Source organism: Lacinutrix salivirga, assembly GCF_053604675.1.
The window spans coordinates 277,546-304,461 of sequence record NZ_JBSHNP010000141.1; the positions used below are offsets into that span (position 1 = coordinate 277,546).

26 protein-coding genes are annotated in these 26,916 nt (G+C 32.9%); 11 read left to right on the forward strand and 15 right to left on the reverse strand.

The annotated features are described in order from the left end of the window. Positions 1 to 21 precede the first annotated feature (21 nt). Positions 22 to 567: a ClpP family protease gene (locus ACVC5O_RS15105; protein ID WP_452222304.1), complete on the reverse strand. Its 546-nt coding sequence runs from the start codon at positions 565 to 567 to the stop codon at positions 22 to 24. Between the two features lie 77 nt (positions 568 to 644). Further along, positions 645 to 962: a thioredoxin gene (gene trxA / locus ACVC5O_RS15110; RefSeq protein ID WP_452222305.1), complete on the reverse strand. Its 318-nt coding sequence runs from the start codon at positions 960 to 962 to the stop codon at positions 645 to 647. A gap of 127 nt (positions 963 to 1,089) precedes the next feature. Between trxA and ACVC5O_RS15115 the strand changes: the two genes are divergently transcribed. After that, on the forward strand, positions 1,090 to 2,568 hold the full coding sequence (locus tag ACVC5O_RS15115; protein ID WP_452222306.1) for a Fic family protein: 1,479 nt from the start codon (positions 1,090 to 1,092) through the stop codon (positions 2,566 to 2,568). Positions 2,569 to 2,572: 4 nt separating this feature from the next. Here the strand turns inward: ACVC5O_RS15115 and dnaE are convergent, their stop codons facing one another. The 3 genes from dnaE to ACVC5O_RS15130 form a co-directional block, all read right to left on the reverse strand. Next, the gene (gene dnaE, locus ACVC5O_RS15120) at positions 2,573 to 6,961 is read right to left on the reverse strand and encodes a DNA polymerase III subunit alpha (protein ID WP_452222307.1); all 4,389 of its coding nucleotides are present in this window, start codon (positions 6,959 to 6,961) and stop codon (positions 2,573 to 2,575) included. A gap of 159 nt (positions 6,962 to 7,120) precedes the next feature. Further along, a complete protein-coding gene (locus tag ACVC5O_RS15125; protein ID WP_452222308.1) occupies positions 7,121 to 7,573 on the reverse strand; it encodes a ferritin-like domain-containing protein in 453 nt (150 codons plus the stop codon). A 190-nt stretch (positions 7,574 to 7,763) separates the two neighbouring features. Then, positions 7,764 to 8,462 carry a DUF6252 family protein gene (locus ACVC5O_RS15130; RefSeq protein ID WP_452222309.1) on the reverse strand — a complete coding sequence of 233 codons (699 nt, stop codon included), beginning with the start codon at positions 8,460 to 8,462 and terminating at the stop codon, positions 7,764 to 7,766. Positions 8,463 to 8,603: 141 nt separating this feature from the next. Between ACVC5O_RS15130 and ACVC5O_RS15135 the strand changes: the two genes are divergently transcribed. The 5 genes from ACVC5O_RS15135 (at position 8,604) to ACVC5O_RS15155 (ending at position 12,968) form a co-directional block, all read left to right on the forward strand. Further along, complete coding sequence (locus tag ACVC5O_RS15135; RefSeq protein WP_452222310.1) at positions 8,604 to 9,119, forward strand: 30S ribosomal protein S16; 516 nt, start codon at positions 8,604 to 8,606, stop codon at positions 9,117 to 9,119. A 170-nt stretch (positions 9,120 to 9,289) separates the two neighbouring features. After that, positions 9,290 to 9,820, forward strand: a complete 531-nt coding sequence (rimM, locus tag ACVC5O_RS15140) for a ribosome maturation factor RimM (protein ID WP_452222311.1) — start codon at positions 9,290 to 9,292, stop codon at positions 9,818 to 9,820. A 99-nt stretch (positions 9,821 to 9,919) separates the two neighbouring features. Next, a complete protein-coding gene (locus ACVC5O_RS15145; RefSeq protein ID WP_452222312.1) occupies positions 9,920 to 10,633 on the forward strand; it encodes a tRNA1(Val) (adenine(37)-N6)-methyltransferase in 714 nt (237 codons plus the stop codon). 112 nt (positions 10,634 to 10,745) lie between these two features. Further along, positions 10,746 to 11,924, forward strand: coding sequence for an acyl-CoA dehydrogenase family protein (locus ACVC5O_RS15150; protein ID WP_452222313.1), 1,179 nt, complete (start codon positions 10,746 to 10,748; stop codon positions 11,922 to 11,924). Between the two features lie 144 nt (positions 11,925 to 12,068). Further along, positions 12,069 to 12,968, forward strand: a complete 900-nt coding sequence (locus tag ACVC5O_RS15155) for a serine/threonine protein phosphatase (RefSeq protein WP_452222314.1) — start codon at positions 12,069 to 12,071, stop codon at positions 12,966 to 12,968. A 155-nt stretch (positions 12,969 to 13,123) separates the two neighbouring features. Here the strand turns inward: ACVC5O_RS15155 and ACVC5O_RS15160 are convergent, their stop codons facing one another. The 7 genes from ACVC5O_RS15160 to trmB form a co-directional block, all read right to left on the reverse strand. After that, complete coding sequence (locus ACVC5O_RS15160) at positions 13,124 to 13,456, reverse strand: 2Fe-2S iron-sulfur cluster-binding protein (RefSeq protein ID WP_452222315.1); 333 nt, start codon at positions 13,454 to 13,456, stop codon at positions 13,124 to 13,126. 198 nt (positions 13,457 to 13,654) lie between these two features. Next, positions 13,655 to 14,716, reverse strand: a complete 1,062-nt coding sequence (locus ACVC5O_RS15165) for an NAD(P)/FAD-dependent oxidoreductase (protein WP_452222316.1) — start codon at positions 14,714 to 14,716, stop codon at positions 13,655 to 13,657. Between the two features lie 228 nt (positions 14,717 to 14,944). Further along, a complete protein-coding gene (locus tag ACVC5O_RS15170) occupies positions 14,945 to 15,187 on the reverse strand; it encodes a NifU family protein (protein WP_452222317.1) in 243 nt (80 codons plus the stop codon). A 6-nt stretch (positions 15,188 to 15,193) separates the two neighbouring features. Continuing rightward, entirely contained in the window at positions 15,194 to 16,330 is a 1,137-nt protein-coding gene (locus ACVC5O_RS15175) for an Mrp/NBP35 family ATP-binding protein (protein WP_452222318.1), read from the reverse strand. 169 nt (positions 16,331 to 16,499) lie between these two features. After that, positions 16,500 to 16,829: an MGMT family protein gene (locus tag ACVC5O_RS15180; protein WP_452222319.1), complete on the reverse strand. Its 330-nt coding sequence runs from the start codon at positions 16,827 to 16,829 to the stop codon at positions 16,500 to 16,502. After that, positions 16,829 to 17,458: a LysE family translocator gene (locus tag ACVC5O_RS15185; RefSeq protein ID WP_452222320.1), complete on the reverse strand. Its 630-nt coding sequence runs from the start codon at positions 17,456 to 17,458 to the stop codon at positions 16,829 to 16,831. Before ACVC5O_RS15185 ends, ACVC5O_RS15180 begins: the two co-directional genes overlap by 1 nt. A gap of 2 nt (positions 17,459 to 17,460) precedes the next feature. After that, a complete protein-coding gene (trmB, locus tag ACVC5O_RS15190; RefSeq protein WP_452222321.1) occupies positions 17,461 to 18,135 on the reverse strand; it encodes a tRNA (guanosine(46)-N7)-methyltransferase TrmB in 675 nt (224 codons plus the stop codon). Positions 18,136 to 18,224: 89 nt separating this feature from the next. Here trmB and ACVC5O_RS15195 point away from each other — a divergent pair, with 89 nt between their 5' ends. After that, complete coding sequence (locus tag ACVC5O_RS15195) at positions 18,225 to 19,283, forward strand: glycosyltransferase (protein WP_452222322.1); 1,059 nt, start codon at positions 18,225 to 18,227, stop codon at positions 19,281 to 19,283. Here the strand turns inward: ACVC5O_RS15195 and ACVC5O_RS15200 are convergent. After that, positions 19,257 to 20,300, reverse strand: a complete 1,044-nt coding sequence (locus tag ACVC5O_RS15200; protein WP_452222323.1) for a sensor histidine kinase — start codon at positions 20,298 to 20,300, stop codon at positions 19,257 to 19,259. The two genes, ACVC5O_RS15195 and ACVC5O_RS15200, sit on opposite strands and share 27 nt — an antisense overlap. A 10-nt stretch (positions 20,301 to 20,310) precedes the next feature. Next, positions 20,311 to 20,994, reverse strand: coding sequence for a response regulator transcription factor (locus tag ACVC5O_RS15205; RefSeq protein WP_452222324.1), 684 nt, complete (start codon positions 20,992 to 20,994; stop codon positions 20,311 to 20,313). A 244-nt stretch (positions 20,995 to 21,238) separates the two neighbouring features. Here ACVC5O_RS15205 and ACVC5O_RS15210 point away from each other — a divergent pair, with 244 nt between their 5' ends. From ACVC5O_RS15210 to ACVC5O_RS15225, 4 genes are all read left to right on the forward strand, one after another. After that, positions 21,239 to 22,897 carry a T9SS type A sorting domain-containing protein gene (locus tag ACVC5O_RS15210; protein WP_452222325.1) on the forward strand — a complete coding sequence of 553 codons (1,659 nt, stop codon included), beginning with the start codon at positions 21,239 to 21,241 and terminating at the stop codon, positions 22,895 to 22,897. Positions 22,898 to 22,992: 95 nt separating this feature from the next. Further along, on the forward strand, positions 22,993 to 23,745 hold the full coding sequence (locus tag ACVC5O_RS15215; RefSeq protein WP_452222326.1) for a T9SS type A sorting domain-containing protein: 753 nt from the start codon (positions 22,993 to 22,995) through the stop codon (positions 23,743 to 23,745). A gap of 125 nt (positions 23,746 to 23,870) precedes the next feature. After that, positions 23,871 to 24,851 carry a LuxE/PaaK family acyltransferase gene (locus ACVC5O_RS15220; protein ID WP_452222327.1) on the forward strand — a complete coding sequence of 327 codons (981 nt, stop codon included), beginning with the start codon at positions 23,871 to 23,873 and terminating at the stop codon, positions 24,849 to 24,851. 78 nt (positions 24,852 to 24,929) lie between these two features. Further along, positions 24,930 to 25,334, forward strand: coding sequence for a YHS domain-containing (seleno)protein (locus ACVC5O_RS15225; protein ID WP_452222328.1), 405 nt, complete (start codon positions 24,930 to 24,932; stop codon positions 25,332 to 25,334). 258 nt (positions 25,335 to 25,592) lie between these two features. On the opposite strand, the gene tyrS is transcribed toward ACVC5O_RS15225, so the two are convergent. Further along, positions 25,593 to 26,903 carry a tyrosine--tRNA ligase gene (gene tyrS / locus ACVC5O_RS15230; protein ID WP_452222329.1) on the reverse strand — a complete coding sequence of 437 codons (1,311 nt, stop codon included), beginning with the start codon at positions 26,901 to 26,903 and terminating at the stop codon, positions 25,593 to 25,595. Positions 26,904 to 26,916: the final 13 nt, after the last annotated feature.

Consider the following 26,916-nt stretch of genomic DNA (forward strand, 5'->3'; position numbering starts at 1 on the left):
TATTTACCCTTTAAATTATTATTATTTTAAAATACCATCTACAATACCATAAGCAACAGACTCGTCTGCTCCCATCCAATGGTCGCGATTAAAATCCTTCATTACTTGCTCAAAATCTTGTCCGCAATTTTCTGCCAAAATCCTAGCACTTAACTCTTTAGTTTTTACAATTTCCTGAGCCGTAATTTGTATATCACTTGCTTGTCCTCTTGCTCCACCACTTGGTTGGTGTATCATCACTCTTGCGTGCGGTTGGATAAAACGTTTTCCTTTTGCACCAACAGATAACAAAATAGAACCCATAGAAGCTGCCAAACCAGTACAGATTGTAGACACATCGCTATTTAAGGATTTTATGCAATCGTACATTGCAAAACCAGACGTCACATAACCTCCAGGACTATTAATATATAAATGGATGTCCTTAGTCTCTAAAGCATCTAAATATAAAAGCCTATCAATAACATGTTTGGCACTTTTATCGTCCACTTGTCCCCAAAGAAACACCTTACGCTCTTCAATTAATTTGCTATCAATAGCATCTTGTATTTTTGTTTGTTTACTCATTGTCTCAAATTTTTATCTAAAATAAAAAAAGGTTTACCATAATGGCAAACCTTTTAAGTTTTCTTTTAGTTTAAATATTATAAAAGGGTGTCAATAGCTTCTGTGTAAGCATTTTTTGGTGCTACACCAACTTGTCTTCCAACAACTTCACCATTTTGAAATATTAAAACTGTAGGTATGTTACGCACACCATATTTTGCAGCAAACTCTTGGTTCGCATCTACATCAACTTTACCAACAACGGCTTTTCCGTCGTACTCTGTACTAATTTCGTCAATAATTGGTCCAACCATTCTACAAGGTCCACACCAAGCTGCCCAGAAATCTACCATTACAGGCTTATCACTTTTTAATACTGTGTCTTCAAAATTTGCATCTGTTATCTCTAATGCCATAATACTATAATTTAATTGTGTTTAATTCACTGTTAATATACAATATTAGTCAAAAATTTTGCCAAAGCTTACAAACTGACAATTTGTTATGTTTATCTATGTATTGTTTTACTCTATCGCAATTTTTATGGCGCATAAACCAGGCTTTCCGTTATATCTTTTTTTGCCATTTATGGCAGCAAAAAAAGGATGCCACTGCAATCCTTTGCGCGGAATAATAAATAGTAAACAAAAAAAATTATATTTAATTTATATAAATATTATATTTGATATAATGGAAAATATAGAAAAAGCCATATTACTTAAAGGAGAACTTGACGAAATGAGACCTCTTAAAAAAGAGAACTTGCAAAGAATAATGCAAAAATTCCGTCTAGATTGGAATTATCATTCAAGTAAAATTGAAGGTAATAAACTAACCTATGGAGAAACTAAAGCTCTTATTTTACATAATATTACCGCTCAAGCAAAACCTTTAAGAGATCATATTGAAATGACTGGTCACAATGAAGCAATTAATTTAATAATTGATGTTGTTGATGGAGAAAGGCCATTAAATCAAACTTTTATATGTGAAATTCATAAGTTACTTCTTAAAGAACCTTATGAAGTTGATGCTATAACTCCAGATGGAAAACCAACAAAAAAGCTTGTAAACGTTGGAGAATACAAGAAAACACAAAATCACGTAAAAACAAAAACAGGAGAGATTTTTAGGTTTGCTGAACCTGAAGAAACTCCTGCAAAGATGACCGACTTACTAGATTGGTACAGAGAAATAATTAAAACTGAAAAAACTAATCCAATATTAATCGCATCTAAATTCCATTATGAACTAATAAGAATACATCCATTTGATGATGGGAACGGTAGAACAGCGCGATTATTAATGAACTTTATTTTAATGAAATTTGGTTATCCTCCAGTTGTAATAAAAACAGACGATAAAGAGAACTATTTTAAAGTGCTACAATTGGCTGACGCTGGTCAAATAGAACCTTTCGTAAACTACATAGCTAGAAATTTAATTCATTCGTTAGAAATAATGATAGCAGGAGGAAAAGGAAAAAATATAGAAGAAGATGATGATATAGATAAGGAAATTAAACTACTTGAAGATAGATTAAATAATATTTCTGACAAGTATAAAGATCTAAAAAGCAAAGAGGTTTTAAAGGAAGTTTATGAAAAAAATCTATATGACTTTATAAAGGGATTTATTCATTCAAATTTTAAATTTAAAAATTTATACCAAAACGTATCTTTTTCAATAAATACAGGGAGTTTAGGTCACACTTATAGTATAGATAATTGGGAAAACTTAAATGAAAGTTTTACAGATACTACAGTGCAAATACAAATTGATGTAAATTTTGAAAAACTAAAGAATCTTAATTATGAAGAACCGAATTACACATCACATTGTCGTATAATTTTTGAACCCTCTAAGTTTAGGATTAGATTACATCCTTCTGATCAAGAATTGAAGTTTTATTATAAAGAGGATATAGATAAAGATCAGCTTACAAAGCTCCTAAAAAATATGTCTGCACATCACAAAAAAGACATTCAATTCAAGATAAGCGAAGCAACAACAGAGAAATAATTCATTAATTCAACTTATAAAACACCTGTTGGTTATCCAACTCTTCCAACAACTCTTGCGAGACTTTTACTTTTTGTTTACGACTTGGCATTGTTAATTTTATTTGGTCTCTATTGTCATAAATCACAAAATTTAAGGCTTGATTACCAGGATGCATATTAAATAACTCTTTAAGACTATGTATTTTATCTTCTTCAAGCTCTTTAATATTTAATTGTATAGAGAGTTTTTTAGCATAATTATCTAAAACATCATGCAGTAATTGGAAACTATTAAATTGTAAACGAGGATCACTTTTTCTGCCTGTTTCTCTATTTACCCAACCTTCGCGAATAAAGGTTTTAACATACACAAAGTTGTTTTGCATTAAAAAATGCCTAAATTTTAAGTACTCTTCTCCAAAAATCCTAAATTCAAAACTATCTGTATAATCTTCCATGGTAAACATAGCCCAACCTTTGCCTTGTTTACTCACTCTATGTTGTATATCTGTGACTACACCTCCAAAAGTTATTTCTCTATTTACATAGGTTTCTAAATCATTAAATAAGGCTAAATTTCCATTGCAAAACGTTTTCATTTCGGTTTTAAAATCATCCAAAGGATGACCAGAAATATAAATTCCAACCACTTCGCGCTCTTGCGCTAATTTCTCCATAGTTCCCCATTCTTCACAAGGCGGAACTTCTGGCTCTGCTATTTGTACATCACTGGCTGCGCCAAACAAACTTACTTGAGCAGAATTCTCATTTTCTTGGTGTTTTGCGCCATATTTAATCGCTTTTTCTAAAAAGGTAATATCGTCGCCTTCTTTATGGAAATATTGCGCGCGATGTGTACCTTCAAAACAATCAAAACCTCCTGCTAAAGCTAAATTTTCAAAAGCCTTTTTATTTGCAGCTCGTAAATCTATACGTTTAGCAATATCAAAAATCGATTTATAAGGACCATCTTCTTTTCTGTTATTAACTATCGTCATTACTGCACCATGACCAACACCTTTAATTGCTCCCATTCCAAAACGCACTGCATTATCTTGGTTTACAGAGAATTTATAATAACTCTCGTTAACGTCTGGTCCTAAAACGGGTAATTTCATTCGTTTACATTCTTCCATAAAAAATGTAACCGATTTGATGTCATTCATGTTATTAGACAGTACAGCTGCCATATATTCTGCAGGATAATGTGCTTTTAAATACGCAGTTTGATAAGCAATCCAAGCATAGCAAGTGGAGTGCGATTTATTAAAGGCATAACTTGCAAAGGCTTCCCAATCTTTCCAAATTTTTTCGAGCTTTTTAGCATCGTGTCCTTTAGCTTCGGCTTGTGCAATAAATTTTGGTTTCATTTTATCTAAAACCGCAATCTGTTTTTTACCCATAGCTTTTCTAAGTACATCTGCTTCACCTTTGGTAAAATCTGCTAACTTTTGCGAGAGTAACATTACTTGCTCCTGGTACACTGTAATTCCGTAGGTTTCTTTTAAATACTCTTCCATTGCTGGTAAATCGTATTCAATATCTTCGTCACCATGTTTTCTACGTACAAAACTTGGAATATATTCCATTGGTCCTGGTCTATAGAGCGCATTCATTGCAATTAAATCTTCAAAAACTGTTGGTTTTAGGTCTTTAAGGTGTTTTTGCATTCCAGGAGATTCATATTGGAAAACACCAACGGTTTCTCCTCTTTGAAAAAGTTCGTAGGTTTTCTCATCGTCTAATGGAAAGCTATCTGGATCCAACAAAACATCGTGTTTTGCTTTTACAATTTTTACTGTATCCTTAATTAAAGTTAAAGTCTTTAATCCTAAAAAATCCATTTTTAATAATCCTGCATCTTCCACCACAGAGTTATCAAATTGAGTGACATATAAATCGGAATCTTTTGCAGTAGCAACAGGAACAAACTTAGTGATATCGTCTGGTGTAATAATAACTCCACAGGCATGAATTCCTGTATTACGAACAGAACCTTCTAATGTTCTTGCAAGATTTACGGTTTCGGCTTGTAAATCTTCTCCATCCGAAATATTAAGCAGTTCGTTTACTTTTTCTAAATCTTCAGCACGAAACATACTTTTTAACTTCTTCTCGTCTGCACCAAAAATCTTTCCTAACTTGGACATTGTTGGGATTAATTTCGCTATTCTATCGGCATCAAAAAGTGGTAAATCTAGTACACGAGCAGTATCTCTAATCGAAGATTTTGCAGCCATTGTACCATAAGTAATAATTTGTGCAACCTGATTGCTTCCGTATTTATCAATTACATAATCCATCACTCGACTTCGGCCTTCATCATCAAAATCGATATCAATATCTGGCATACTTACACGATCGGGATTTAAAAAACGCTCAAAAAGTAGGTTGTATTTTAAAGGATCTATATTGGTAATTTTTAAGCAGTAGGCCACAACAGATCCAGCTGCAGATCCACGACCAGGCCCAACAGACACATCCATATTTCTGGCTTCGCGAATAAAATCTTCTACAATAAGAAAGTAGCCAGGATAACCAGTGTTTTCAATTACACTAAGCTCAAAATCCAGACGCTCTGTAATTTCTTGAGAAAGGTCTTCGCCATAGCGTTTTTTAGCGCCTTCGTAAGTTAAGTGTCTAAGAAATTTATTTTCTCCACGTTTTCCTCCATCTGCTAAATCGGCTTCATCTTTAAACTCTTCAGGAATATCAAAAGCAGGTAATAAGACATCTCTTGCAAGTTGAAATGCTTCAACTTTATCGACTACTTCTTGAATATTACTTATCGCTTCAGGCACATCTTTAAACAAAGATTTCATTTCTTCAGAAGACTTAAAATAATATTCTTGGTTTGGTAAACCATAACGATAACCACGACCTCGACCAATTGGTGTGGCTTGCTTTTCGCCATCTTTTACACACAATAAAATATCGTGAGCATTGGCATCTTCTTGTTTACGATAATACGTGTTATTAGTAGCAACCAGCTTTACATCATGCTTTTTAGAAAACTCGATTAATACAGGATTTACACGGTTTTCATCTTCCTGATTGTGTCGCATTAATTCAATATACAAATCGTCTTTAAACGCTTCTTTCCACCATAGTAAGGCTTCTTCTGCTTGATTTTCGCCAACATTCAACACTTTACTTGGTACTTCGCCATATAAGTTTCCTGTTAAACAAATTAAATCGTCTTTATATTGCTGTATTAATTTTTTATCAATTCTTGGCAAATAATAAAATCCATCTACAAAAGCATGAGACGATAGTTTTGCTAAATTATGATAGCCATTTTTATTCTTGGCAATTAATACAATTTGGTAACCATTGTCTTTTCTGGTTTTATCTGCATGATCTTCACAAACAAAGAACTCGCAACCAATAATAGGTTTTATTTCTTTAAGGTTTGCTGGTTCGCCTTTCTCTGCAGCTTCAGTATTTTTTGCTTTAATCGCTTTATTATGATTGTTTACAGCTTTTACAAAATGAAAAGCTCCCATCATATTAGCATGGTCGGTTAGTGCGACTGCTGGCATATTATGCTCTGCTGCAGCTGCAACCAAATTAGGAATACTAATTGTAGATTGTAAGACCGAAAATTGCGAGTGGTTATGCAAGTGCACAAACTCAACTTCTGCTAATTCCGAAATATTTTCTTTTATTTCAGCATCTGAAAGATCACTTGTTTGTGCTTTTTGAAGTCGCTCATTAATTTTAGCACTTTCTTTTTTAAGGTTAATATGCTTTAAACCAATAAGCGTAATGGTTTGCGGATTCTCCTTATTAAAACGCTCAAAATAATCTGGCTGAACGTCTAATTGTTCTTCCGTATATTCTCGTAAACGTATTAATTCAAAAAAACAACGTGTGGTGGCTTCAACATCTGCAGTTGCATTATGCGCTTCGGCAAATGGTTTATTAAATAAAAACTGGTGTAGCTCTGTTAAGGTTGGTAATTTAAATTTACCATATCGACCACCAGGAATTTGGCAAAGGGCTGCAGTGTGTTCTGTACAGGTATCTAAAACAGGTAGTTCCTGTAGTTGGTTAGCTAAATCACCTCTTACAAATTCTGCTCCCATAATATTGAGATCGAACTTTACATTTTGTCCAACAACAAATTTTGTTTTTTCTAAGGCTTGGTTAAACTTTACTAAAACCTCTGCCAATGGGATACCTTGCTCTTGTGCTAACTCTGTAGAAATCCCATGAATTTTCTCAGCATCGTAAGGAATATTAAATCCTTCTGGCTGTACTAAATAATCTTGATGTTCGATACAGTTCCCCATCTCATCGTGCAATTGCCACGCGATTTGAATGCATCTTGGCCAATTATCCACATCAGTAATTGGAGCATCCCAACGTTTTGGTAAACCTGTAGTTTCTGTATCAAAAATTAAGTACATATTTTGCTTTTAAATAGTGAAGCTGTATTTGTAAAATCACAAATTACGAGCTTATAAAAATACATAGAATTTTCACTTTTTTAAAGTGAAGTTATAAACAATTGTAAACAAAAAACGCAACCAATAAGGCTGCGCTTTTAAAATGTATTTAATTGGTGATTATGACACTAATTCTTCGTGCACTTTCACTGTATTAATTGCAGATTGCACTGCATTTTTCTGTTTTGCTAATAATGAGTCTATTGATGGTGGAAATACCATATCTGAATTTATAATGTCGTTATACTCTTTTAAACTCGCTTCCTCACCTTTTAAGGCTTCTTCTAAAATAGCCTCTTCATCGTTTGAAGTGAATAAAGATTTTAAACTCATCCAGTTTCTATGCATTGTACCTTTAAAACTACCTGAATCTTCTGGTATTTCTCCATAACGCAGAATTTCGGTTCTTAGTTCTTTAGCAAATTCGCTTCTCTCTGAGGCTCTTCTTTTAAAAAACATTTTTAGGCGATCGCTTTCTACATTATCAATAGCGTTTAAATAGCCTTTTTCAGCATCATAATTTTTTACTAATAACTCATTTAACTTGTTTGAAATTTTTTCTGTGAACTTCATATTATCTTTTACATTTTTAAATTTCAATAACCTTCTTTAAAGATGCGTATTGTTCGACATCCTTCCTTAATATAACATAATTAAGAGTGGTTGTCAAGTGATTTAACAGTGTTTGTGATAGATTTAATAGTTTTTAACAAAAAAAACAGGCTAGTTAGCCTGTTTTAGTATGTGATAATGTATTTAAAGGTTAATTTGTACAATCACCTAAGCTATCAATAATATCTTGTAAGCTTCCATCTTCGTCTCCACATTCCTCAATTTGTCCTTCTAAAGCTATTCTATAAGCATTGCATACTGTTGGATACGTTGGAGCAGTAACATCTACAGCGTTAAAATTTATAAGCGTTACTGCCACAATTGCTTGTGCATTTTGGCAAGATAAATCAGGATCTGTTGGTTCTCCTGGTATTGCAATTGATCCTCCTACGGGAATTCTATGAAAATAACCTTTACTAAAATTAACGCCTAACAAACCTGCTGGAGTAAATGCATTAAAATGAAATTTCCCAGAAACAGTATTACTACTTAAGTTATATTCGGTTAATTCAATTTCTAAATCTGCAGGATATATTTGTAAGTCTTCATCTGGATTGTTGTTTGTAGAATAAAAAACATCTTGGAAGTCGGAAAAATTAGCTTCTGTATTCGCATTATCTTGTGTGTAAACTCCAGGTGTAAGTGATGGTAATATTAAATTTATTCTTTCAAAATTATCGCTTCCTGTAATCCTTAAGGTTCCATTAGATTGAATTTGCGCGTTAAAACTCACTGCATTCCAATCTACTCCATCCTTTTCGCCAGCTAAAGCAGGTGTATTGAATTTTAAATCATCACCACAACTCCAAACCAATAGTGTTGTTAAAACTAAAGCAAATATTTTTCTCATGATTAATTACAATTTGACTTCAAAAATAGCATAAAAAAATAAATAGAACAGAAAAGGAACAAAAACTTAATATTTAAATAAAAATTGTATCTTTGCAGAATTATTAATAATCGAGGTCGAGAACCTCACAAATTAATTTTTATGCCTGTAAAAATAAGATTACAAAGACATGGTAAAAAAGGGAAACCTTATTACTGGATCGTAGCAGCAGATGCTCGCGCGAAAAGAGATGGTAAATACCTAGAGAAATTAGGTGCTTACAATCCAAATACTAATCCTGCAACAATCGAATTAGATGTTGATGGAGCAGTACAATGGCTACAGAATGGTGCACAACCTACTGATACTGCCAAAGCATTATTATCTTACAAAGGTGCTTTATTAAAAAATCACCTTGCTGGTGGTGTTAAAAAAGGCGCTTTAACTGAAGAGCAAGCTGAGAAGAAATTCGCTGCTTGGTTAGAAGAAAAAGCTGGGAAAGTAAATGCTAAAAAAGACGGTTTATCTAAAGCGGAAGCGGAAGCTAAAGCTAAAGCATTTGAAGCTGAAAAAGCAGCAAATGAAGCTAGAATTGCAGCAAACGCTCCAGTTGTTGAAGAAGAAATTGCAGAAGAAGCTCCGGCTGAAGAAGCAAAAGCTTCAAACGAAGAAGAATAGAAAATTATTTTTTTATACTTTTAAACTCCGATAAAATTTATCGGAGTTTTTTTATGAAATAGTTTTTTAAAGCAAATTGCATAATTGAACAAATCCCATTAAAAATGGGATCTTAATCACTAATTAAAAAGATTCCCTATTTTTAAGGGAACGAAAAATAAAATTTTTCGATGACTAAAGACGATTGTTTTTTTCTAGGTAAAATTGTAAAAAAATACAGTTTTAAAGGTGAATTACTTATAAAATTAGATACAGATGAACCTGATTTATACGAAAATTTAGAGTCTGTATTTATTGATTTACGTGGTCATCTCATTCCTTTTTTTATTGAAAGTTCTCAACTGCATAAATCGGAATTACTTAGAGTGCGATTTGAAGATGTTGATACAGAAGCTGATGCAGATGCATTACTAAAAAGCGAAGTCTATTTACCTTTAGAGTTTTTACCAGAGCTGGAGGAGGATAAGTTTTACTTTCATGAGATTATAGGTTTTAAAGTAGAAGATAAAACTTTTGGCTTTGTTGGCACTATTAAAAGCGTTAATGATACTACAGCGCAATCGCTTTTTGAAATTGATAGAAATGGTGTTGAAATTTTAATCCCTATGAACGATGAATTTATTTATAAAGTTGATAAAGAGAATAAAACTATTTTTGTTGATTGTCCTGATGGTTTAATTGATTTGTATTTAGAGGAATAATGCTAGTCATTCGCAAGGGGTTCCAATTATCTTCGGATAACTAAAAAATCTTTTAAATCAAGATTCTTCGCTGCGCTCTGATTGGCAAAACAAATAGCTATGAATAAACCTTTTAAATTCAAACAATTTACTGTAAATCAAGACCAATGTGCTATGAAAATTGGTACAGATGGTGTTATACTTGGTGCCTGGTCTCCAATAGGGCAACAGCCTTTTGCTATTTTAGATATTGGAGCTGGTACAGGCATTTTGTCTTTAATGTTAGCACAGCGTAGCAACGCAGAAGTTATTGATGCTTTAGAAATAGATGAACAGGCTTACGAGCAATGTGTAGAGAATTTTGAAAACTCTCCTTGGAGTGATCGCTTATTTTGCTATCATGCAGATTTAGCTGAATTTACTGAAGAAATTGAGGACAAATACGACCTTATTATTTGTAATCCTCCGTTTTATGCAGAGGATTATAAAACTGAAAGTAAACAGCGAGATTTAGCGCGTTTTCAAGATGCTATGCCATTTGAGCATTTGCTAGATAGTGTATCTAAATTACTAATAGAAGATGGTGTTTTTGCAACTATTATTCCGTTTAATGAAGAAGCTAAATTTATCACATTAGCTTCTGCTGTAAACTTAAAGGCTAATAAAATTACTCGTGTAAAGGGGAATTTAAGTTCTGAAATAAAACGTTCTTTAATTACAATGTCTTTCAGCGAAAGCGAAATAAAAACGAATACACTTATAATTGAAAACGCAAGACACAACTACACAGATGAGTATATAAATTTAACAAAAGATTTTTATCTTAAAATGTGATATTTATATTGGGCAATGCCAAGCTTTTAGTTATTTTTGTTAAACTTTTAAAATAACGCTTCTGATTTTTGATATTTCTTCAAAATTTGAAGCCTTTAATACTAAAATTAGGATGAAACCAGATTTATTCGAAGCTCCAGATTATTATAATCTTGACGAATTATTAACAGAAGAACATAAATTAGTACGCGATGCTGCCAGAGAATGGGTTAAGCGAGACGTCTCGCCTATCATCGAAGAGGCTGCACAAAAAGCAGAATTCCCGAAATCTATTATTAGTGGATTGGCAGAGATTGGTGCTTTTGGTCCTTATATTCCTGAGGAATATGGAGGTGCTGGCTTAGACCAAATTTCTTATGGTTTAATTATGCAAGAGATTGAACGTGGTGATTCTGGTGTACGTAGTACTGCTTCGGTACAATCCTCATTAGTTATGTATCCAATCTGGAAATACGGAAACGAAGCACAACGTAAAAAATATTTACCAAAATTAGCGAGTGGAGAATGGATTGGTAGCTTTGGGTTAACAGAGCCTGACCATGGTAGTAATCCTGGCGGAATGGTAACTAATTTTAAAGATATGGGAGACCATTATCTTTTAAATGGAGCAAAAATGTGGATTTCTAATTCTCCTTTTTGTAACGTTGCTGTTGTATGGGCTAAAAATGAAGAAGGACGCATACATGGTTTAGTTGTTGAGCGTGGCATGGAAGGGTTTACTACTCCAGAAACTCACAACAAATGGTCACTTAGAGCAAGTGCTACTGGTGAACTTATTTTTGATAACGTAAAAGTGCCAAAAGAAAATTTGCTACCTAACAAATCTGGGCTTGGAGCACCTTTAGGGTGTTTGGATTCTGCTAGATTTGGTATAGCTTGGGGCGCAATTGGAGCAGCAATGGATTGTTATGACACTGCTTTGCGTTATAGTAAAGAACGAATTCAATTTGGCAAGCCAATTGGACAGTTCCAACTACAACAAAAGAAATTGGCTGAAATGATTACCGAAATCACTAAAGCTCAATTATTAGCTTGGAGACTTGGTGTAATGCGTGAGAATGGCACTGCTACTTCTGCTCAAATATCTATGGCAAAACGCAATAATGTAGATATGGCCTTAACTATTGCTCGCGATGCTAGACAAATGTTAGGTGGAATGGGAATTAGTGGAGAATATTCTATTATGAGACATATGATGAATCTTGAAAGCGTAGTGACTTACGAAGGCACACACGATATCCATTTACTAATTACTGGTTTAGATGTTACTGGCTTAAATGCCTTTAAATAGTCGCTAACCGATATTTAATTATCTTACTTTAATTAAAATGTTATAAAAAATTACTTTTAACTATACAACATTTATATTGAAAGAGTTTTAATATAAAATACGCATCTATTTGATGCGTATTTTTTTTATGCTATTTTTACTTCTATGTTTTCAGCAAAAAAGAAATTAGACAGAGCCTATAAAAACGCTAAAATTATAGATTTTGATGATAATTCTAAATTTATTTTATTTAGTGATTGCCATAGAGGTGATAATAGTTTTGCCGATGATTTTGCAAATAATCGAAACATCTACTTTCATGCCTTAAAGCATTATTATGCTGAAGGCTTTAGTTATGCTGAAATTGGAGATGGAGATGAGCTTTGGGAAAACATTTCGTTTACACCAATTTTGGAAGCTCATAAAAATGTATATATGCTAATGAAACTTTTTCATGAGCAATGTAGATTACACATGATTTGGGGAAACCACGATATGGTTTATCGCAATCCTGAATATGTAAAAAAGAATCTCTCTACTTATTTCGATCCTAAAACAGGGAAAGATGAAGTATTATTTAAAGGCATTGAATATCACGAAGGAATAATATTAAAACACACAGACACCAAACAAGAGCTTTTTTTAACGCATGGTCACCAAGCAGATTGGTGGAATTATACCTTTTGGAAATGGAGTCGTTTTGGTGTTAGAGCACTTTGGAAACCGCTTAACGTAATGGGAATTGCAGATCCTACTAGTCCTGCAAAAAACTACAAAGAGCTTATAAAAGTTGAAAAACGAACAAAAAAATGGATAAGCGAAAACAATAATTTAATTACAATTGTTGGTCATACGCACAGACCTCGTTTCCCAGAACCTGGAGACATTGCCTTTTTTAACGATGGTAGTTGTGTGCATCCAAGAAGTATTACTGGTATTGAAATTGAAAATGGAGCAATCTCTTTAATTAAATGGCAAATAGCAACTACAGATGAGGGTGTTTTAAAAATTGTTAGAATTTTATTAGAAGGTCCTCAAAAATTGATTGATTATAAAACGGAGTAATATTCCTGCGAAGGCAGGAATCTCATCAGTTCAGACACGATTCGCAATTATATATATTCAACCAAATTGTTTATATAGTTTGATGCTAACTTTGTATTTACAGTCAAGGGTTGTTACTTGTTTAATAAGAGATTCCTGCCTTTGCAGGAATTTGGTTAAGATTCTGGAGCCAACTCTACCTCTAAACCTTCCATTTCTGGAGTCATTTGTATTTGGCAACCTAAACGCGAATTATCTTTTACGTAATAAGCTTCGCTAAGCATTGCTTCTTCGTCGTCTTGCATTTCTGGAAGTTCCGTTTCACTTAATACATAGCATTGGCAAGACGCACACATTGCCATACCTCCACAAATACCAATGGTGCCTTCTGGAGCAAGCTCGTAAGAGCGCACGACTTCCATGAGGTTCATTGCCATATCTGTTGGAGCAAGCACCTTATGTGTTACACCATCTCTATCTGTTATTTTAATGTTTATGTCTTGTTCCATGTTAACTTTTAGTGAAAGCAGAAATCTATTTTAATTTACACTAAAACTGTCTGAACTTACAAAGAAGGTCACAGAGTTTTAATTGTTTTTGACCTGCAAGGTTTTAAAAACCTTGTAGGTCTCAAATTTTACTATTTTTATTTTTACAATATCCTTTATTACTTAAAGGTTTTAAAAACCTTGCAGGATAAAGTTAGTTTATTCTATTTTTTTTACAACTGCCTTTGGCGCTTCTTTTCTAGTACCATCAAAACCATCTACACCACTAACTGTTGTGTATTTAAGCACATATCTTTTTCCTGGATTTATAATTTGATAGGCTGCTTGGCACATTAATGTTGCTTCGTGAAAACCACAAAGAATTAATTTTAATTTTCCTGGATAGGTGTTTCCGTCTCCTATTGCAAAAATTCCTGGAATATTTGTTTGGTAATCTAAAGCGTTATTAACTTTAATAGCGTTTTTTTCTATTTCTAAGCCCCAATTTGCTATTGGTCCAAGCTTTGGAGATAAGCCAAATAATGGGATAAAATGGTCGCATTCTATTTCAAATTCTTTTTCAATATGCTCTGCTTGTTTAACAACTACGCCTTTTACTTTATCTGCTCCTAAAATACCAATAACTTCGGCAGGAGTCACTAAGTTTATTTTACCTTTATTTTTTAATTCTTGTACTTTGTCTACAGAGTCTAAATGACCTCTAAATTCGTTTCGTCTATGAATTAAAGTAACTTCGCTTGCAATATCACTTAAAAAGATGCTCCAATCTAAAGCTGAGTCTCCTCCACCAGCAATTACAACCTTTTTATCTCTGTACATTTCTGGTTCTTTAATCATATATTCCACACCTTTGTCCTCAAAGTCTGTAATATTATGTATTAAAGGTTTACGAGGCTCAAAACTACCTAATCCACTTGCAATTGCTATTACAGGAGCTTGGTGTTTGGTGCCTTTATTTGTGGTTACAATAAATGTACCATCGTCTTGTTTATCTATGGTTTCTGCACGCTCGCCTAGAGTAAAACCTGGTTCAAATTGTTTGCATTGCTCCATTAACTTGTTGGTTAAATCGCCTGCAAGAATTTCTGGATATGCTGGTATATCATAAATGGGTTTTTTTGGGTACAATTCGGAGCATTGACCACCTATTTGTGGTAAGGCGTCTATTAAGTGGCATTTTAATTTGAGTAGGCCAGCTTCAAAAACGGCAAATAAACCTGTTGGTCCAGCACCAATAATAAGTATATCTGTTTTAATCATTTTATTCCTGCGAAGGCAGGAATCTGATAATTGCTACCTTCATTTTTTTATTTTAAAACCTACAAGGTGTTTAAAACCTTGCAGGTTGTAATTTGTGTTTTACAAAGTTCTAATAATAAACTTTTATTTTTTATGATATTTATCAGTTTGCGTGAAGGATTGAACGGCTTGTTTGAGCTCCTCGCAGAAAGCGAGTAGTGAAAGCCTGACCCTTGTGGTCACGCCATATTAAGCTTCAATATTTATAACTTGTTCTATTTGAGGCGCGTATTTTTTAATTGTCATTTCTACGCCAGATTTTAGTGTCATTTGATTCACACTACAGCCTACACAAGCGCCTTGCAACTGTACTCTTACCAACTTATCGTCTTCTATTGAAAGTAATGAGATATCGCCTCCATCGCTTTGTAAAAACGGACGGATTTCTTCTAGTGCTTTTTCTACATTTACTCTTATCTCTTCTGTAGTCATTTATTATTATTTTTTAACTGCTGAACATCCAGCCATTGTAGTTATTTTAATTGCTTCGGTTGGAGGCAAATTGTCGTTTCGTTTTACAACTTGTTCAACTACGTTTTGTGTTATTTTTTCGAAAGATTGCTCTAACACTGTTGCGGTTTGCATAGCTGCTGGTCTTCCTACATCTCCTGCTTCTCTAATGCTTTGCACAAGAGGTATTTCGCCTAAAAATGGGACTTTTAAATCTTCGGCAAGGTTTTTAGCACCTTCTCTTCCGAAGATATAATATTTGTTTTCTGGCAGTTCTTCTGGTGTAAAATAGGCCATGTTTTCTATAATTCCTAAAACAGGTACGTTAATACTGTCTTGTTGAAACATTGCTACTCCCTTTTTAGCGTCTGCTAAGGCTACATTTTGAGGCGTACTAACAATTACTGCTCCTGTAATGGGTAACGATTGCATGATGCTTAAGTGGATGTCTCCTGTTCCTGGAGGTAAATCGATTAGTAAAAAGTCTAAAGTTCCCCAATCTGCATCAAAAATCATTTGGTTTAGTGCTTTTGCTGCCATTGGTCCTCTCCAAACGACTGCTTGATCTGGACTTGTAAAAAACCCTATAGATAATATTTTTACGCCGTAACTTTCAACGGGTTTCATTTTAGATTTTCCGTCAACATTTACAGCTAGCGGTTTCTCGTTTACAACATCGAACATTATTGGGACAGATGGTCCGTAAATATCTGCATCCAAAATTCCTACTTTAAAACCCATTTTTGCTAATGTTACTGCAAGATTGGCTGTTACTGTAGATTTCCCTACACCTCCTTTACCAGAGGCTACTGCAACAATGTTTTGAATTCCAGGAATTGTTTTTCCTTTTATTACGTTTGGTGCAGATTTGGCTGGTGCTTCTACTTTTATATTAATTGTAATTTTAGCTTTTTGGTAAACTTTATCGTGAATAGTTTTAAGGATATCCACTTCTGTCTTCTTTTTTGCTTGAAGGCTTGGGTTTTTTATAGTGATATCTACAATAACTTCGTCTCCAAAAGTGACTACGTTGGTTACTGCTCCACTTTCTACCATGTTTTGTCCTTCGCCAGGAACTGTAATGGTTTCTAGTGCTTTAAGTATGTCCTGTTTGTTTAATTTCATCTTTATAATTTAGATTTATTCTAAAGTGCAAAGATAATACATAAAGCTTGAAGTATAAAGCGTGCTATTTGAAGATTTTCTATACCATTATTGTTGAAATTTATGGCTTTAAAAAACTAGTTTTTTGTAAATTTTTAAAATATTAGGAAATAATAGGGAATTTAAAAAACTATAATTCTTTTGAAGGATCCCAATACACTTGTTCTAAATTCTGTATTTGGTTATCTAAAACCTCAATGCCTTCATTTTCTAAAAGCTGTTGCATAAGGTTGGTACCTTCAAAATGGTGTTTTCCTGTTAACAAGCCTTTTCTGTTAACTACTCTGTGTGCTGGCACATCTTTATTGTGTGAGCCATTCATAGCGTAACCTACCATCCTAGCGCTTCTGGGTTGACCTAAATAGTTACCAATTGCGCCATAACTTGTTACTCTCCCAAAGGGAATTTGCTTTGCTACCTTATAAACTTTTTCGAAAAAATTAAGTGTTTCTGGCTTCATTACATATCCTTAATAATATTAATAAGTGTAATTATTGAAATTATTCCTGTAACTGCTCCTATTATGTAATTCATCGCTTTTTGGGACTTGAGTTTTTTGCTTTTTATTTTTTCGAAAAAAAACACATAAATATAGAGCATGACAAATGTTCCTGTTGCTGCTCCTGCAACATAAGAGGTAATATAGGTTGCTTCGAAAACCAACCAACCAAAACCTGCAATAGTTAACACCATATAGGCTTGGTAAGGAATTGGAAACACATTTAATGCAGAAAGCAGCATACCTTGAAAAAAACGACTGCTTTTACTTTTTACCTCTAAATCTAATTTTGGTTTGTCTTCGCTTTTAGATATAAATAAAAAATAGACTGTAATTAGCACAAATATCACTAATGCAACGCGACGTAATATTTCTACAATTTGTGGATGATTACTTAAGTATTTGGCAAAATTAGCTGCAATTAATGTTTGGATAACTACCACGACACAAACTCCGAACGAGAATACTAATCCACGCGAATGCCCTTCTTTTAAACTAATTTTTGCAGCGCTTAGATTGAGCAGTCCTGGTGGAATTACACCTATAAGCGCAATAATTAGTCCTAATAAAAAGGTTATAGTAATATTCAAAATTAGTTAATTTTGAATCTAATATACGTAATTGGTTTGTTTTGCTCTAAATAGATGCTTTCGTAATGTGTTTGAATACTGGTTACTTCTTCTGGAGCTCCTTCTTGTTTATAGACATTATGATTGGCATACAGCACTTCGTGTCCTTTGCCATGTAACAAGCCAAGTGTATAGCCATGCATAAATTCGCTATCGGTTTTTAAGTTTACAATACCTTCTGGTTTTAGTATGGTTTTGTAGCGTTTTAAAAAAGCAGAATTTGTCATTCTATGTTTTGTGCGCTTATATTTTATTTGTGGGTCTGGGAAGGTAATCCAGATTTCGTCCACTTCATTTTCTGCAAAAGCATATTCTACAAGCTCAATTTGCGTTCTAATAAAAGCCACGTTTGGGATATTTTCTTCGATTGCTGTTTTTGCTCCTCTCCAAAAGCGTGCGCCTTTAATATCGATACCTATAAAGTTTTTATTTGGGTATTTTTTAGCAAGCTCTACACTGTATTCGCCTTTACCACAACCTAATTCTAATACTAGAGGGTTATTGTTTTTAAAAACTTTATTGTTCCATTCGCCTTTAAACTCATAGTTGCTTTTAACCAAATCGTCTCGTTTTGGCTGAAATACGTTTTTAAAGGTTTCGTTTTCGTTAAATCTCTTCAGTTTATTTTTACTTCCCACACTCTTAAAATTTGAGCAAAATTAGTAAAATAAATGGGAGTAGTATTATTGTTACCTTTGTTTTAAACATAGAAATGATTCTATTATAAATGAAAAAAAGAATCCTTGTTGCACCTTTAAATTGGGGATTGGGTCATGCTACACGCTGCATTCCTATTATAAAAGCGCTTATTAATGAAGGTTTTGAGCCAATACTAGCTAGTGATAATGAGGCATTACGCTTGCTATCTAAAGAGTTCCCAGATTTAATTTGTTTGCAGTTACCTTCTTATAATATAAAATACATAAAACAAGCTCGGTTTTTAAAGTGGAAATTTTTACTAAATGCACCTCGTTTTTTACAAACTATTAAAGCAGAACGGTTAAAAACGGATACACTAATTTTAGACTATAATATAAAAGGAATTATCTCTGACAACCGATTTGGCGTGCATTCTAATAAAGTTCCTTCAGTTTACATCACACACCAAGTTAATATTTTAAGCGGAAACACAACTTGGCTAACTAAAAATTTACATAAAAAATATATTAAGAAATTTAACGCGTGTTGGATACCAGATTACAGTACCACTGAAACTAATTTAACTGGACGACTAAGTAAAACCGATACTAAACACTTAGTTTTAAAATTTATTGGTCCTTTAAGTAGGTTTAAATATAAATCTATTGTTCCTGTTTACGATCTTATGGTTTTGCTTTCTGGTCCAGAACCTCAACGTACACTTTTAGAGCAAAAGATATTTAAAGAACTGAGTAATTTTAAGGGTTCGGTATTAGTTGTTAAAGGCATTATTGATGGCCAACAAACTATAGAAAAAAAAGGTGTTTTTACTATTTACAATTACATGTTAACTAAAGACTTGGAGAAAGCAATCCAAGGGAGTAAAATTATAATTTCTCGGTCTGGCTACACTACAATCATGGATTTAGAAAAATTAAAAAAGAAGGCTTTTTTTATACCAACTCCTGGCCAACACGAACAGATGTATCTAGCAAAGCGATTGGAGAAGTTAAACAAGGTACCTTTTTGTAAACAAAACAATTTTGATTTAAAACAACTAGATAGGCTTAAAAATTACGCAGGTTTAAATCTAAATGAAGAAAAAATAGATTTTAAAGAGTTATTTGCTCTTTTCCAAAGTGAATGAAAATTCGCTACCAACACCTAGTTCACTTTCTACATATATTTTTTCGTTATGCGCTTCTATAATATGTTTAACTATAGACAATCCTAAACCAGAACCACCTTCTCTGCGCGAGCCACTTTTATCTACTCTATAAAAACGCTCAAAAAGTCGTGGTATGTTTTCTTTAGCTATTCCTTCGCCATTATCTGTAACACGTATTATAACTTTATTTTTTATTAAATTTTCTATACTTATCTCTGTGGTCCCTTTTTGTCTTCCGTATTTTAAAGAGTTGACAATTAAATTACTAAGCACTTGCTGAATTCGATCTTTATCTGCTTCTACAAATATTTTAGAATCATACTCTTTATCGAACGTTAAAGTAATTTTCTTTTTTGCTGCTTTTATTTCTAAAAGCTCAAAAACATTTTCTATTAACTTAACAATATCAAACGTTTCTGTATTTAGACTTAAATCGCCAACTTCTAATTTGGTAATCATGTCTAAATCTTTAATAATATAAGTTAATCGTTCTACACCTTTTTCAGCTTGTTTTAAATATTTATCTCTAACCGTTTTATCGTTAATTGCACCATCTAAAAGTGTAGATATATAGCCTTGTATGGTAAATAATGGTGTTTTTAACTCATGCGATACATTACCTAAAAATTCTTTCCTATATGCTTCTCTAATTTTTAGAGCTTCAATTTCTACTTTTTTATCCTTTGCATATTTATCAATTTCTTCTGTTAGAGTAGCCATATCAGTAGTTATAGCACGATTGGTAAGTACAGAAGATTCTAAAAGGGTTAAGTCGTCGTATATTTTTTTAACACGTCTATAGATAAATCGTTCTACTCTATATTGTATAATAAAAAAACAAATACTAAAAATAAAAATGGCATAAGGAAAAAGATAGTGCCATAGTGTTATTTTAAATACGTAAAAAAATAAACTTGTAAGAATTATTAAAGATAAGGTAACGTATAGAGAGGTCTTAAACGCAAATTTATATGTTTTTTTAAATTTTGTATTCATTTAAAAATAGCTATTCTACAAACTTATACCCAACACCTTTTACGGTTTTAAAAGAGTGGTCTCCAATTTTTTCTCTAAGTTTTCTTATGTGAACATCGATGGTTCGTCCTCCAACAACCACTTCGTTTCCCCAAACTTTTTCTAAAATATCTTCGCGTTTAAAAACTTTTCCTGGTTTAGAAGTTAACAAGGATAATAATTCGAACTCTTTACGAGGCAAGATAATTTCTTCTTCTTTTAAAATAATCTTATACTCTTCTCTATTAATAGTTAAATGTCCTATTTTAGTAATAGCATCTGTTTGTTCTTCGTTTTTTAATCGTCTAAGCAACGCTTTTACTTTACTTACTAAAACTTTAGGCTTTATGGGTTTAGTAATATAATCGTCTGCTCCTGCCTCAAAACCAGCCACTTGCGAGTAGTCCTCTCCACGTGCAGTTAAAAAGGTAATAATAGTATGTTTTAAATCTGGTAATTTCCTAATATGTTCACAAGCTTCAATACCATCCATTTCTGGCATCATTACATCTAAAATAATAAGGTGTGGTTTTTGCTTTTTGGCTTTTTTAATGGCTTGGGTTCCGTTTTCTGCAGTAATAACCTGATAGCCTTCAGCAGATAAATTATACCTAACTATTTCTAGAATATCTGGCTCATCATCTACTAAAAGTATTTTAATGTCTTTTTTATTCATACTCATTGCATACTATGTGGTAAAGATAAAACATAAATAACAATCTATTTTTTATTTAAAAATAATAACTATAACTTAACATAAAGCGTTTGTTTCCCTCTTATAAATAGAGCAATAGCACATTGAAAACCAGCACACTAAATTTAATGTTATCAAATTGTAAAAACTGTTATTGTAAGTTAAAATTTTAGAATAAACTAAGATTTCTTCGTATATTTGCATCCTAATTTTACAACACTTTATTATGAAAAAAATTTACTTTTTACTTTTTACATTAATCGCTTCTGTAACTTACGGACAAAACTTAGCTGTAAACGGAAGCTTTGAAAACTGGACTGCTGGTGTTCCAGACTCGTTTACAACTATCGATTTTAATGACATGGATTTAACAGAAAACACCAATGCAGCTTTTGTTACAGATGGAACAAGCTCTGCAAGTGTTAATGTACTAACTCAAAGCCAAGGAAGCACAGATATTAGACAAACAATTGCTTTAACTGGAGGTGTAACTTACACAATGAGTTTGGATGTTTATGCTACAAATAACGAGGCTAGAGCTCGTATTTTTAATGGAGATGGTTTTTCGCCTTCTCAATATTCTGATGAAACGATTTTAAACACATGGCAAACAATTTCTATAGAATACACACCTGCTGCTAATGAGGATTTTGATTTAGGAATTCGTTTTTACGATATTGCTGCAAACTGGACTGCTGGAACGCAATCTTCTTTATTTTACATAGACAATTTACAAGTTGTTGCTGCTGTAGATCCAAGTATTGCAATTACTTCTCCTGCTGAAGGTTCTACAATACCAACAACAGATGTTGATGTAGAACTTAGTGTTCAAAACTTTACTGTTGCCGCAGCTTCTGCTGGAGATGGATACATTGAGTACTCTATAGATGGAGGAGCAACAATAGATAAATTTGATGTTACACCTATTAGTTTAACTGGTTTAGCAGAAGGTGCTCACATGGTAACTGTTGAGTTAGTGGATAACGCTGGTCAACCATTAGCAAATGCTGCTACAACAACGGTTAATTTTACGGTGTCTTCAATTGCACAGGTGGCTACAATTGGTGATTTAAGAGCAGGAACTATTGGAAATTTCTATGAGTTAACTGGCGAAGCATTAATTTCTTACATTGTTACAGATAATAGTAGAAATCAAAAATATATTCAAGACGCAACAGGAGGTATATTAATAGATGATACTGCTGGAAACTTAAGTACTGCATTTAATATTGGTGATGGTATTACTGGTTTAAAAGGAGAATTAAGTGCGTTTTCTGGTGTGTTACAATTTGTACCTTCAGAAAATGTAGCGACTGCCTCTTCTACAGGAAATACAATTACTCCAGAAGAAGTTTCAGTTTCGCAGTTCTTAGCTGCTAGTGAAGATTACGAAAGTGAGTTAATAAAAATTACAAATGTAACGTTTGAAGATACTGGTGTTTTTGCTAATAACACGAACTACAACATTGCAGATGGAGCAGATGTTACTATTGCAAGAGTTACTTTTGCTGATGAAGATTTAATAGATGCTAATATTCCTACTGGAACATCTTCAGTAATTGGACTTGGTGCAGAATTTAATGGTACTTACCAAGTATTACCAAGATATGTTGCAGATGTTGAAGGCGCAACACTTTCAGTAAACGAGTTTAATACTGCTACATTTAATATGTATCCAAACCCAACAAATAATGGATTTGTTACTATTAAAAGTGCCAATAATGAAGCAATATCTGTAGCTGTTTTTGATGTATTAGGTAAGCAAGTTTTAGCAAATGAATTAACAAACGAAACCTTAAATGTTTCTGGCTTAAACGCTGGCATATACTTAATTAGATTATCTCAAAACAACAATACAACAACTAAAAAACTTATTGTTAAGTAAATTTAACATTATGTTAAAGTTAAAAAGGCTAGTAAAATTTACTAGCTTTTTTTTTATACATATATTTGTAATCTAAATCTTAAAAAATTATAACTATGAAAAAAATTTACTTTTTATTATTTGCTTTAGTTACTTTATCTGTAGCTGCGCAAAACATTACTACTAATGGTGGTTTTGAAAATTTTACTGGTACAACTCCTGATGATTGGACAACAATTGATTCTGGAATAACAACTGAAGAAGAAACTACAATCGTTAATGAAGGTTCAAAATCTTTAAAAGTTACTGTAAATACTGCTAGCCAAAGTAGTACAGATTTTAGACAAAATGTAACTGTTGTAAGCGGTATAACTTATACAGTTTCTGTAGATATTTATCAAGTTGGTGGAGATAACGATGCTAGAGCTAGACTTTACGTTGATGGTTTTGAAAATTACTCTTCTCCAGGCACTGTAGATGCTTGGCAAACAGTAACTACAACTTATATTGCTACTGCAGACGAAACTATTGAAGTTGGTTTACGTTTTTACGATATAACTCCGTTTGATGGTTCAACAGTTATTTATGTAGATAATTTTCAGGTAATTGATCCTACATTAACAGTAGATCAAAACAATGTAGCTGAATTTTCTATTTACCCTAATCCTGCAACAAACGGATTTGTAAATATTAAAACCTCTAACAACCAACCTACACAAGTTGCTGTTTTCGATGTTTTAGGAAAACAAGTAATTAATACTACTTTAAGTACAGAGCGTTTAAACGTCTCTAGTCTAAAGGCTGGTATTTATGTTGTAAGATTAGCGCAAGGAAACAATACAATCACTAAAAAATTAGTAATTAAATAATTACCAATTTTAACAGTTTAAAAAAGCGTTACCTTGTGTAACGCTTTTTTTATTTTATCTATTTTTGTTTTCGGTTCACTGTTTTGTTTTATAAACAAAAAATCAATGGAACTGAAGAATTAGTAATGATAGACACTAAATCCATATTTAACATTAAAACCAAACAAGACTTCGAAGATTTGACGTTTCAAATTTTTAAGTTTCAGTTTGAAAATAATGCTGTATATCGTTCGTTTTGCGATTTATTATACAAGCATCCTAGTGCTATTGGCAAAATTGAAGACATCCCGTTTTTACCCATTCAATTTTTTAAATCACACCAAGTATTAGCCTCTAAAACCACTATTGAAAAAACTTTTTCTAGCTCTGGAACCACAGGAAGCATTACAAGTAAACACTTTGTAACTGATTTAGAATTATACGAAAAAAGTTTTCGTAAAGCTTTTAACCACTTTTATGGCGCAATAGAGGATTATGTTGTGCTTGCACTTTTACCTTCGTATTTAGAGCGCGATGGCTCGTCGTTAATTTACATGGTAAATGATTTAATACAGCACTCCAAACATAAAAAAAGTGGGTTTTATCTCGATAATCTTTCTGAATTAAGCACAACATTAAAAACGCTAGACAGACACAATAAAAAAGTACTATTAATAGGTGTGTCTTTTGCATTATTAGATTTAGTTGAACATGAAACATTCCATTTAAAAAACACAATAGTTATGGAAACTGGTGGCATGAAAGGCAGACGAAAAGAACTGGTTAGAGAAGAGCTGCATGCCATTTTAAAAATTGGCTTTGGAACCTCAGCTATCCATAGCGAATATGGCATGACAGAGTTATTAAGCCAAGCCTACTCCAAAGGCAATGGCGTTTTTGAGTCTCCTAATTGGATGCGTATTTTAACGCGAGACACGGAAGATGCGCTAACCATAAATCCTACAGGAAAAACAGGAGGAGTTAACGTTATTGATCTTGCCAATATTAATTCTTGCTCGTTTATTGCGACTCAAGATTTAGGAAAAACACTCTCAGACCACTCTTTTGAAATTATTGGAAGATTTGACACTAGCGATATTAGAGGTTGTAATCTTATGGTGTTATAAAATTTGAAAGGTTTTATAATTTTTACCGACTTAAAGTTAATGAAACATTTACTATTCATTATTTTTTTATTCGGAATTATGAGCACTCAAGCACAAACCGATTACAATACTAAAAAAGGCTTTGTTGCAGAAGGTTATGATGTGGTCGCTTATTTTAATAATGAAGCTATTGAAGGTGATAAAAAATTTACAGCATCACACGATGGCGTTAATTATAAATTTGCAACAGAAGCTCATTTAAAAACTTTTAAAGCAAACCCTAAACAATACGTACCACAATATGGTGGCTATTGTGCTTATGCTATAGCAGATAAAGGTAAAAAAGTAAGTATAGATCCAGAAACGTTTGAAATTAGAAATAATAAGCTCTACTTATTTTATAATAGTTGGGGAATTAATACGCTTAAAAAATGGAATGCTGAAAAGCCAGAACTACTAAGAGAAAAAGCAGATAAAAACTGGTTACAAGTTTCTAAAAAATAAAATAAAAAATAAAGTGTAAGGTATATAGATTAATAGCGACTAATTATATGCTTGAAAAAGGAAAATTAGTTTTTGGTTGGTTAACTAATTTTTAAAAGCCTGGTTATTTTATATAATCAGGCTTTTCTTTTTTATATGCTGTTACTTTTATTGTGTTTTAAAAGCTTATAAATAAACTTTAAGGTCTCGACTGCGCTCGACCAAACAATAAATTAGACTAAGCTGAAGCAAACATCTAAGTGTTATAAATATATAATCTTAAACCGCTTTTATAATAAAAGTACTTTTCTTTCCTCTATTAATAATAACGTATTTATTGTGTATTAAATCTTTAGTTGTTATTTGGTAAGCTTCGGTTACTTTTTCTTTATTAACAGAAACCGAATTTTCTTTTAAAGCTCTACGTGCTTCGCCATTGCTGGCTAAAAAATTAGTTTCGGCAGCCAGCGCAGCAATCATATCTAAACCAGCTTCAATTTTGTTGCTTTCAACTTCAGCCTGTGGTACGCCTTCAAACACATCTAAAAATAATTTTTCGTCTAGCGTTCTAATATCTTCATTAAAATTCTTGCTAAACAATATTCCAGATGCTTTTTCGGCATTTTCTAATTCTTCCTTAGAGTGCACAAAAGTGGTTACTTCTTCGGCTAAACGCTTCTGTAAAATACGTAAATGAGGTGTTTGTTTATGTTCTTCAATTAAAGCATCAATAGTATTTTTATCTAAAAAAGTAAAAATCTTAATATACTTTTCGGCATCTTCATCTGTAGAATTTAACCAAAACTGGTAAAATTTATACACAGACGTTTTATCGGCATCTAACCACACATTTCCTCCTTCAGATTTGCCAAATTTAGAGCCATCGGCTTTTGTAATAAGAGGACATGTCATGGCATAAGCCTTTGCTTGGTCGTCACCATCATGCATTCTTCTTACTAATTCTGTTCCTGTAGTGATATTTCCCCATTGATCGCTTCCTCCCATTTGTAGTTTACAACCCATAGTTTTGTACAAATAATGAAAATCATATCCTTGAATTAATTGATATGTGAATTCCGTAAACGACATTCCAACACTTCCTTCTTCTCCAGAAAAGCGTTTTTTTACAGAGTCTTTGGCCATCATATAATTTACTGTAATGCGTTTACCAACATCTCTTGCAAAATCGATAAAGCTAAAATCCTTCATCCAATCGTAATTATTAACTAAAACTGGAGTGTTTGCTGCTTTAGAATTAAAGTTTAAAAAACGAGATAATACACTTTTTATTCCTGCTACATTGTGCGCAAGCGTGGCCTCATCTAACAAATTACGCTCATCACTTTTACCTGAAGGATCACCAATCATTCCTGTGGCTCCACCAACTAATGCAATAGGCTTATGTCCTGCTTTTTCTAAATGCACCAATAAAATTATAGGCACTAAGCTTCCAATATGCAAAGAGTCTGAGGTTGGATCAAAACCTATATAAGCGGTTGTCATCTCTTTATTAAGTTGGTCTTCTGTTCCTGGCATGATATCGTGTACCATTCCTCTCCATCGTAATTCTTCAACTAAACTATTAGCCATAATTATGTGTTAT

Excerpts from the sequence above, each read along its gene's own strand:
- ACVC5O_RS15105 (WP_452222304.1), bottom strand. The coding sequence starts at position 567 with ATGAGTAAACAAACAAAAATACAAGATGCTATTGATAGCAAATTAATT.
- trxA (WP_452222305.1), bottom strand. The coding sequence starts at position 962 with ATGGCATTAGAGATAACAGATGCAAATTTTGAAGACACAGTATTAAAA.
- ACVC5O_RS15115 (WP_452222306.1), top strand. The coding sequence starts at position 1,090 with ATGGCGCATAAACCAGGCTTTCCGTTATATCTTTTTTTGCCATTTATG.
- dnaE (WP_452222307.1), bottom strand. The coding sequence starts at position 6,961 with ATGTACTTAATTTTTGATACAGAAACTACAGGTTTACCAAAACGTTGG.
- ACVC5O_RS15125 (WP_452222308.1), bottom strand. The coding sequence starts at position 7,573 with ATGAAGTTCACAGAAAAAATTTCAAACAAGTTAAATGAGTTATTAGTA.
- ACVC5O_RS15130 (WP_452222309.1), bottom strand. The coding sequence starts at position 8,462 with ATGAGAAAAATATTTGCTTTAGTTTTAACAACACTATTGGTTTGGAGT.
- ACVC5O_RS15135 (WP_452222310.1), top strand. The coding sequence starts at position 8,604 with ATGCCTGTAAAAATAAGATTACAAAGACATGGTAAAAAAGGGAAACCT.
- rimM (WP_452222311.1), top strand. The coding sequence starts at position 9,290 with ATGACTAAAGACGATTGTTTTTTTCTAGGTAAAATTGTAAAAAAATAC.
- ACVC5O_RS15145 (WP_452222312.1), top strand. The coding sequence starts at position 9,920 with ATGAATAAACCTTTTAAATTCAAACAATTTACTGTAAATCAAGACCAA.
- ACVC5O_RS15150 (WP_452222313.1), top strand. The coding sequence starts at position 10,746 with ATGAAACCAGATTTATTCGAAGCTCCAGATTATTATAATCTTGACGAA.
- ACVC5O_RS15155 (WP_452222314.1), top strand. The coding sequence starts at position 12,069 with ATGTTTTCAGCAAAAAAGAAATTAGACAGAGCCTATAAAAACGCTAAA.
- ACVC5O_RS15160 (WP_452222315.1), bottom strand. The coding sequence starts at position 13,456 with ATGGAACAAGACATAAACATTAAAATAACAGATAGAGATGGTGTAACA.
- ACVC5O_RS15165 (WP_452222316.1), bottom strand. The coding sequence starts at position 14,716 with ATGATTAAAACAGATATACTTATTATTGGTGCTGGACCAACAGGTTTA.
- ACVC5O_RS15170 (WP_452222317.1), bottom strand. The coding sequence starts at position 15,187 with ATGACTACAGAAGAGATAAGAGTAAATGTAGAAAAAGCACTAGAAGAA.
- ACVC5O_RS15175 (WP_452222318.1), bottom strand. The coding sequence starts at position 16,330 with ATGAAATTAAACAAACAGGACATACTTAAAGCACTAGAAACCATTACA.
- ACVC5O_RS15180 (WP_452222319.1), bottom strand. The coding sequence starts at position 16,829 with ATGAAGCCAGAAACACTTAATTTTTTCGAAAAAGTTTATAAGGTAGCA.
- ACVC5O_RS15195 (WP_452222322.1), top strand. The coding sequence starts at position 18,225 with ATGAAAAAAAGAATCCTTGTTGCACCTTTAAATTGGGGATTGGGTCAT.
- ACVC5O_RS15200 (WP_452222323.1), bottom strand. The coding sequence starts at position 20,300 with ATGAATACAAAATTTAAAAAAACATATAAATTTGCGTTTAAGACCTCT.
- ACVC5O_RS15205 (WP_452222324.1), bottom strand. The coding sequence starts at position 20,994 with ATGAATAAAAAAGACATTAAAATACTTTTAGTAGATGATGAGCCAGAT.
- ACVC5O_RS15210 (WP_452222325.1), top strand. The coding sequence starts at position 21,239 with ATGAAAAAAATTTACTTTTTACTTTTTACATTAATCGCTTCTGTAACT.
- ACVC5O_RS15215 (WP_452222326.1), top strand. The coding sequence starts at position 22,993 with ATGAAAAAAATTTACTTTTTATTATTTGCTTTAGTTACTTTATCTGTA.
- ACVC5O_RS15220 (WP_452222327.1), top strand. The coding sequence starts at position 23,871 with ATGATAGACACTAAATCCATATTTAACATTAAAACCAAACAAGACTTC.
- ACVC5O_RS15225 (WP_452222328.1), top strand. The coding sequence starts at position 24,930 with ATGAGCACTCAAGCACAAACCGATTACAATACTAAAAAAGGCTTTGTT.
- tyrS (WP_452222329.1), bottom strand. The coding sequence starts at position 26,903 with ATGGCTAATAGTTTAGTTGAAGAATTACGATGGAGAGGAATGGTACAC.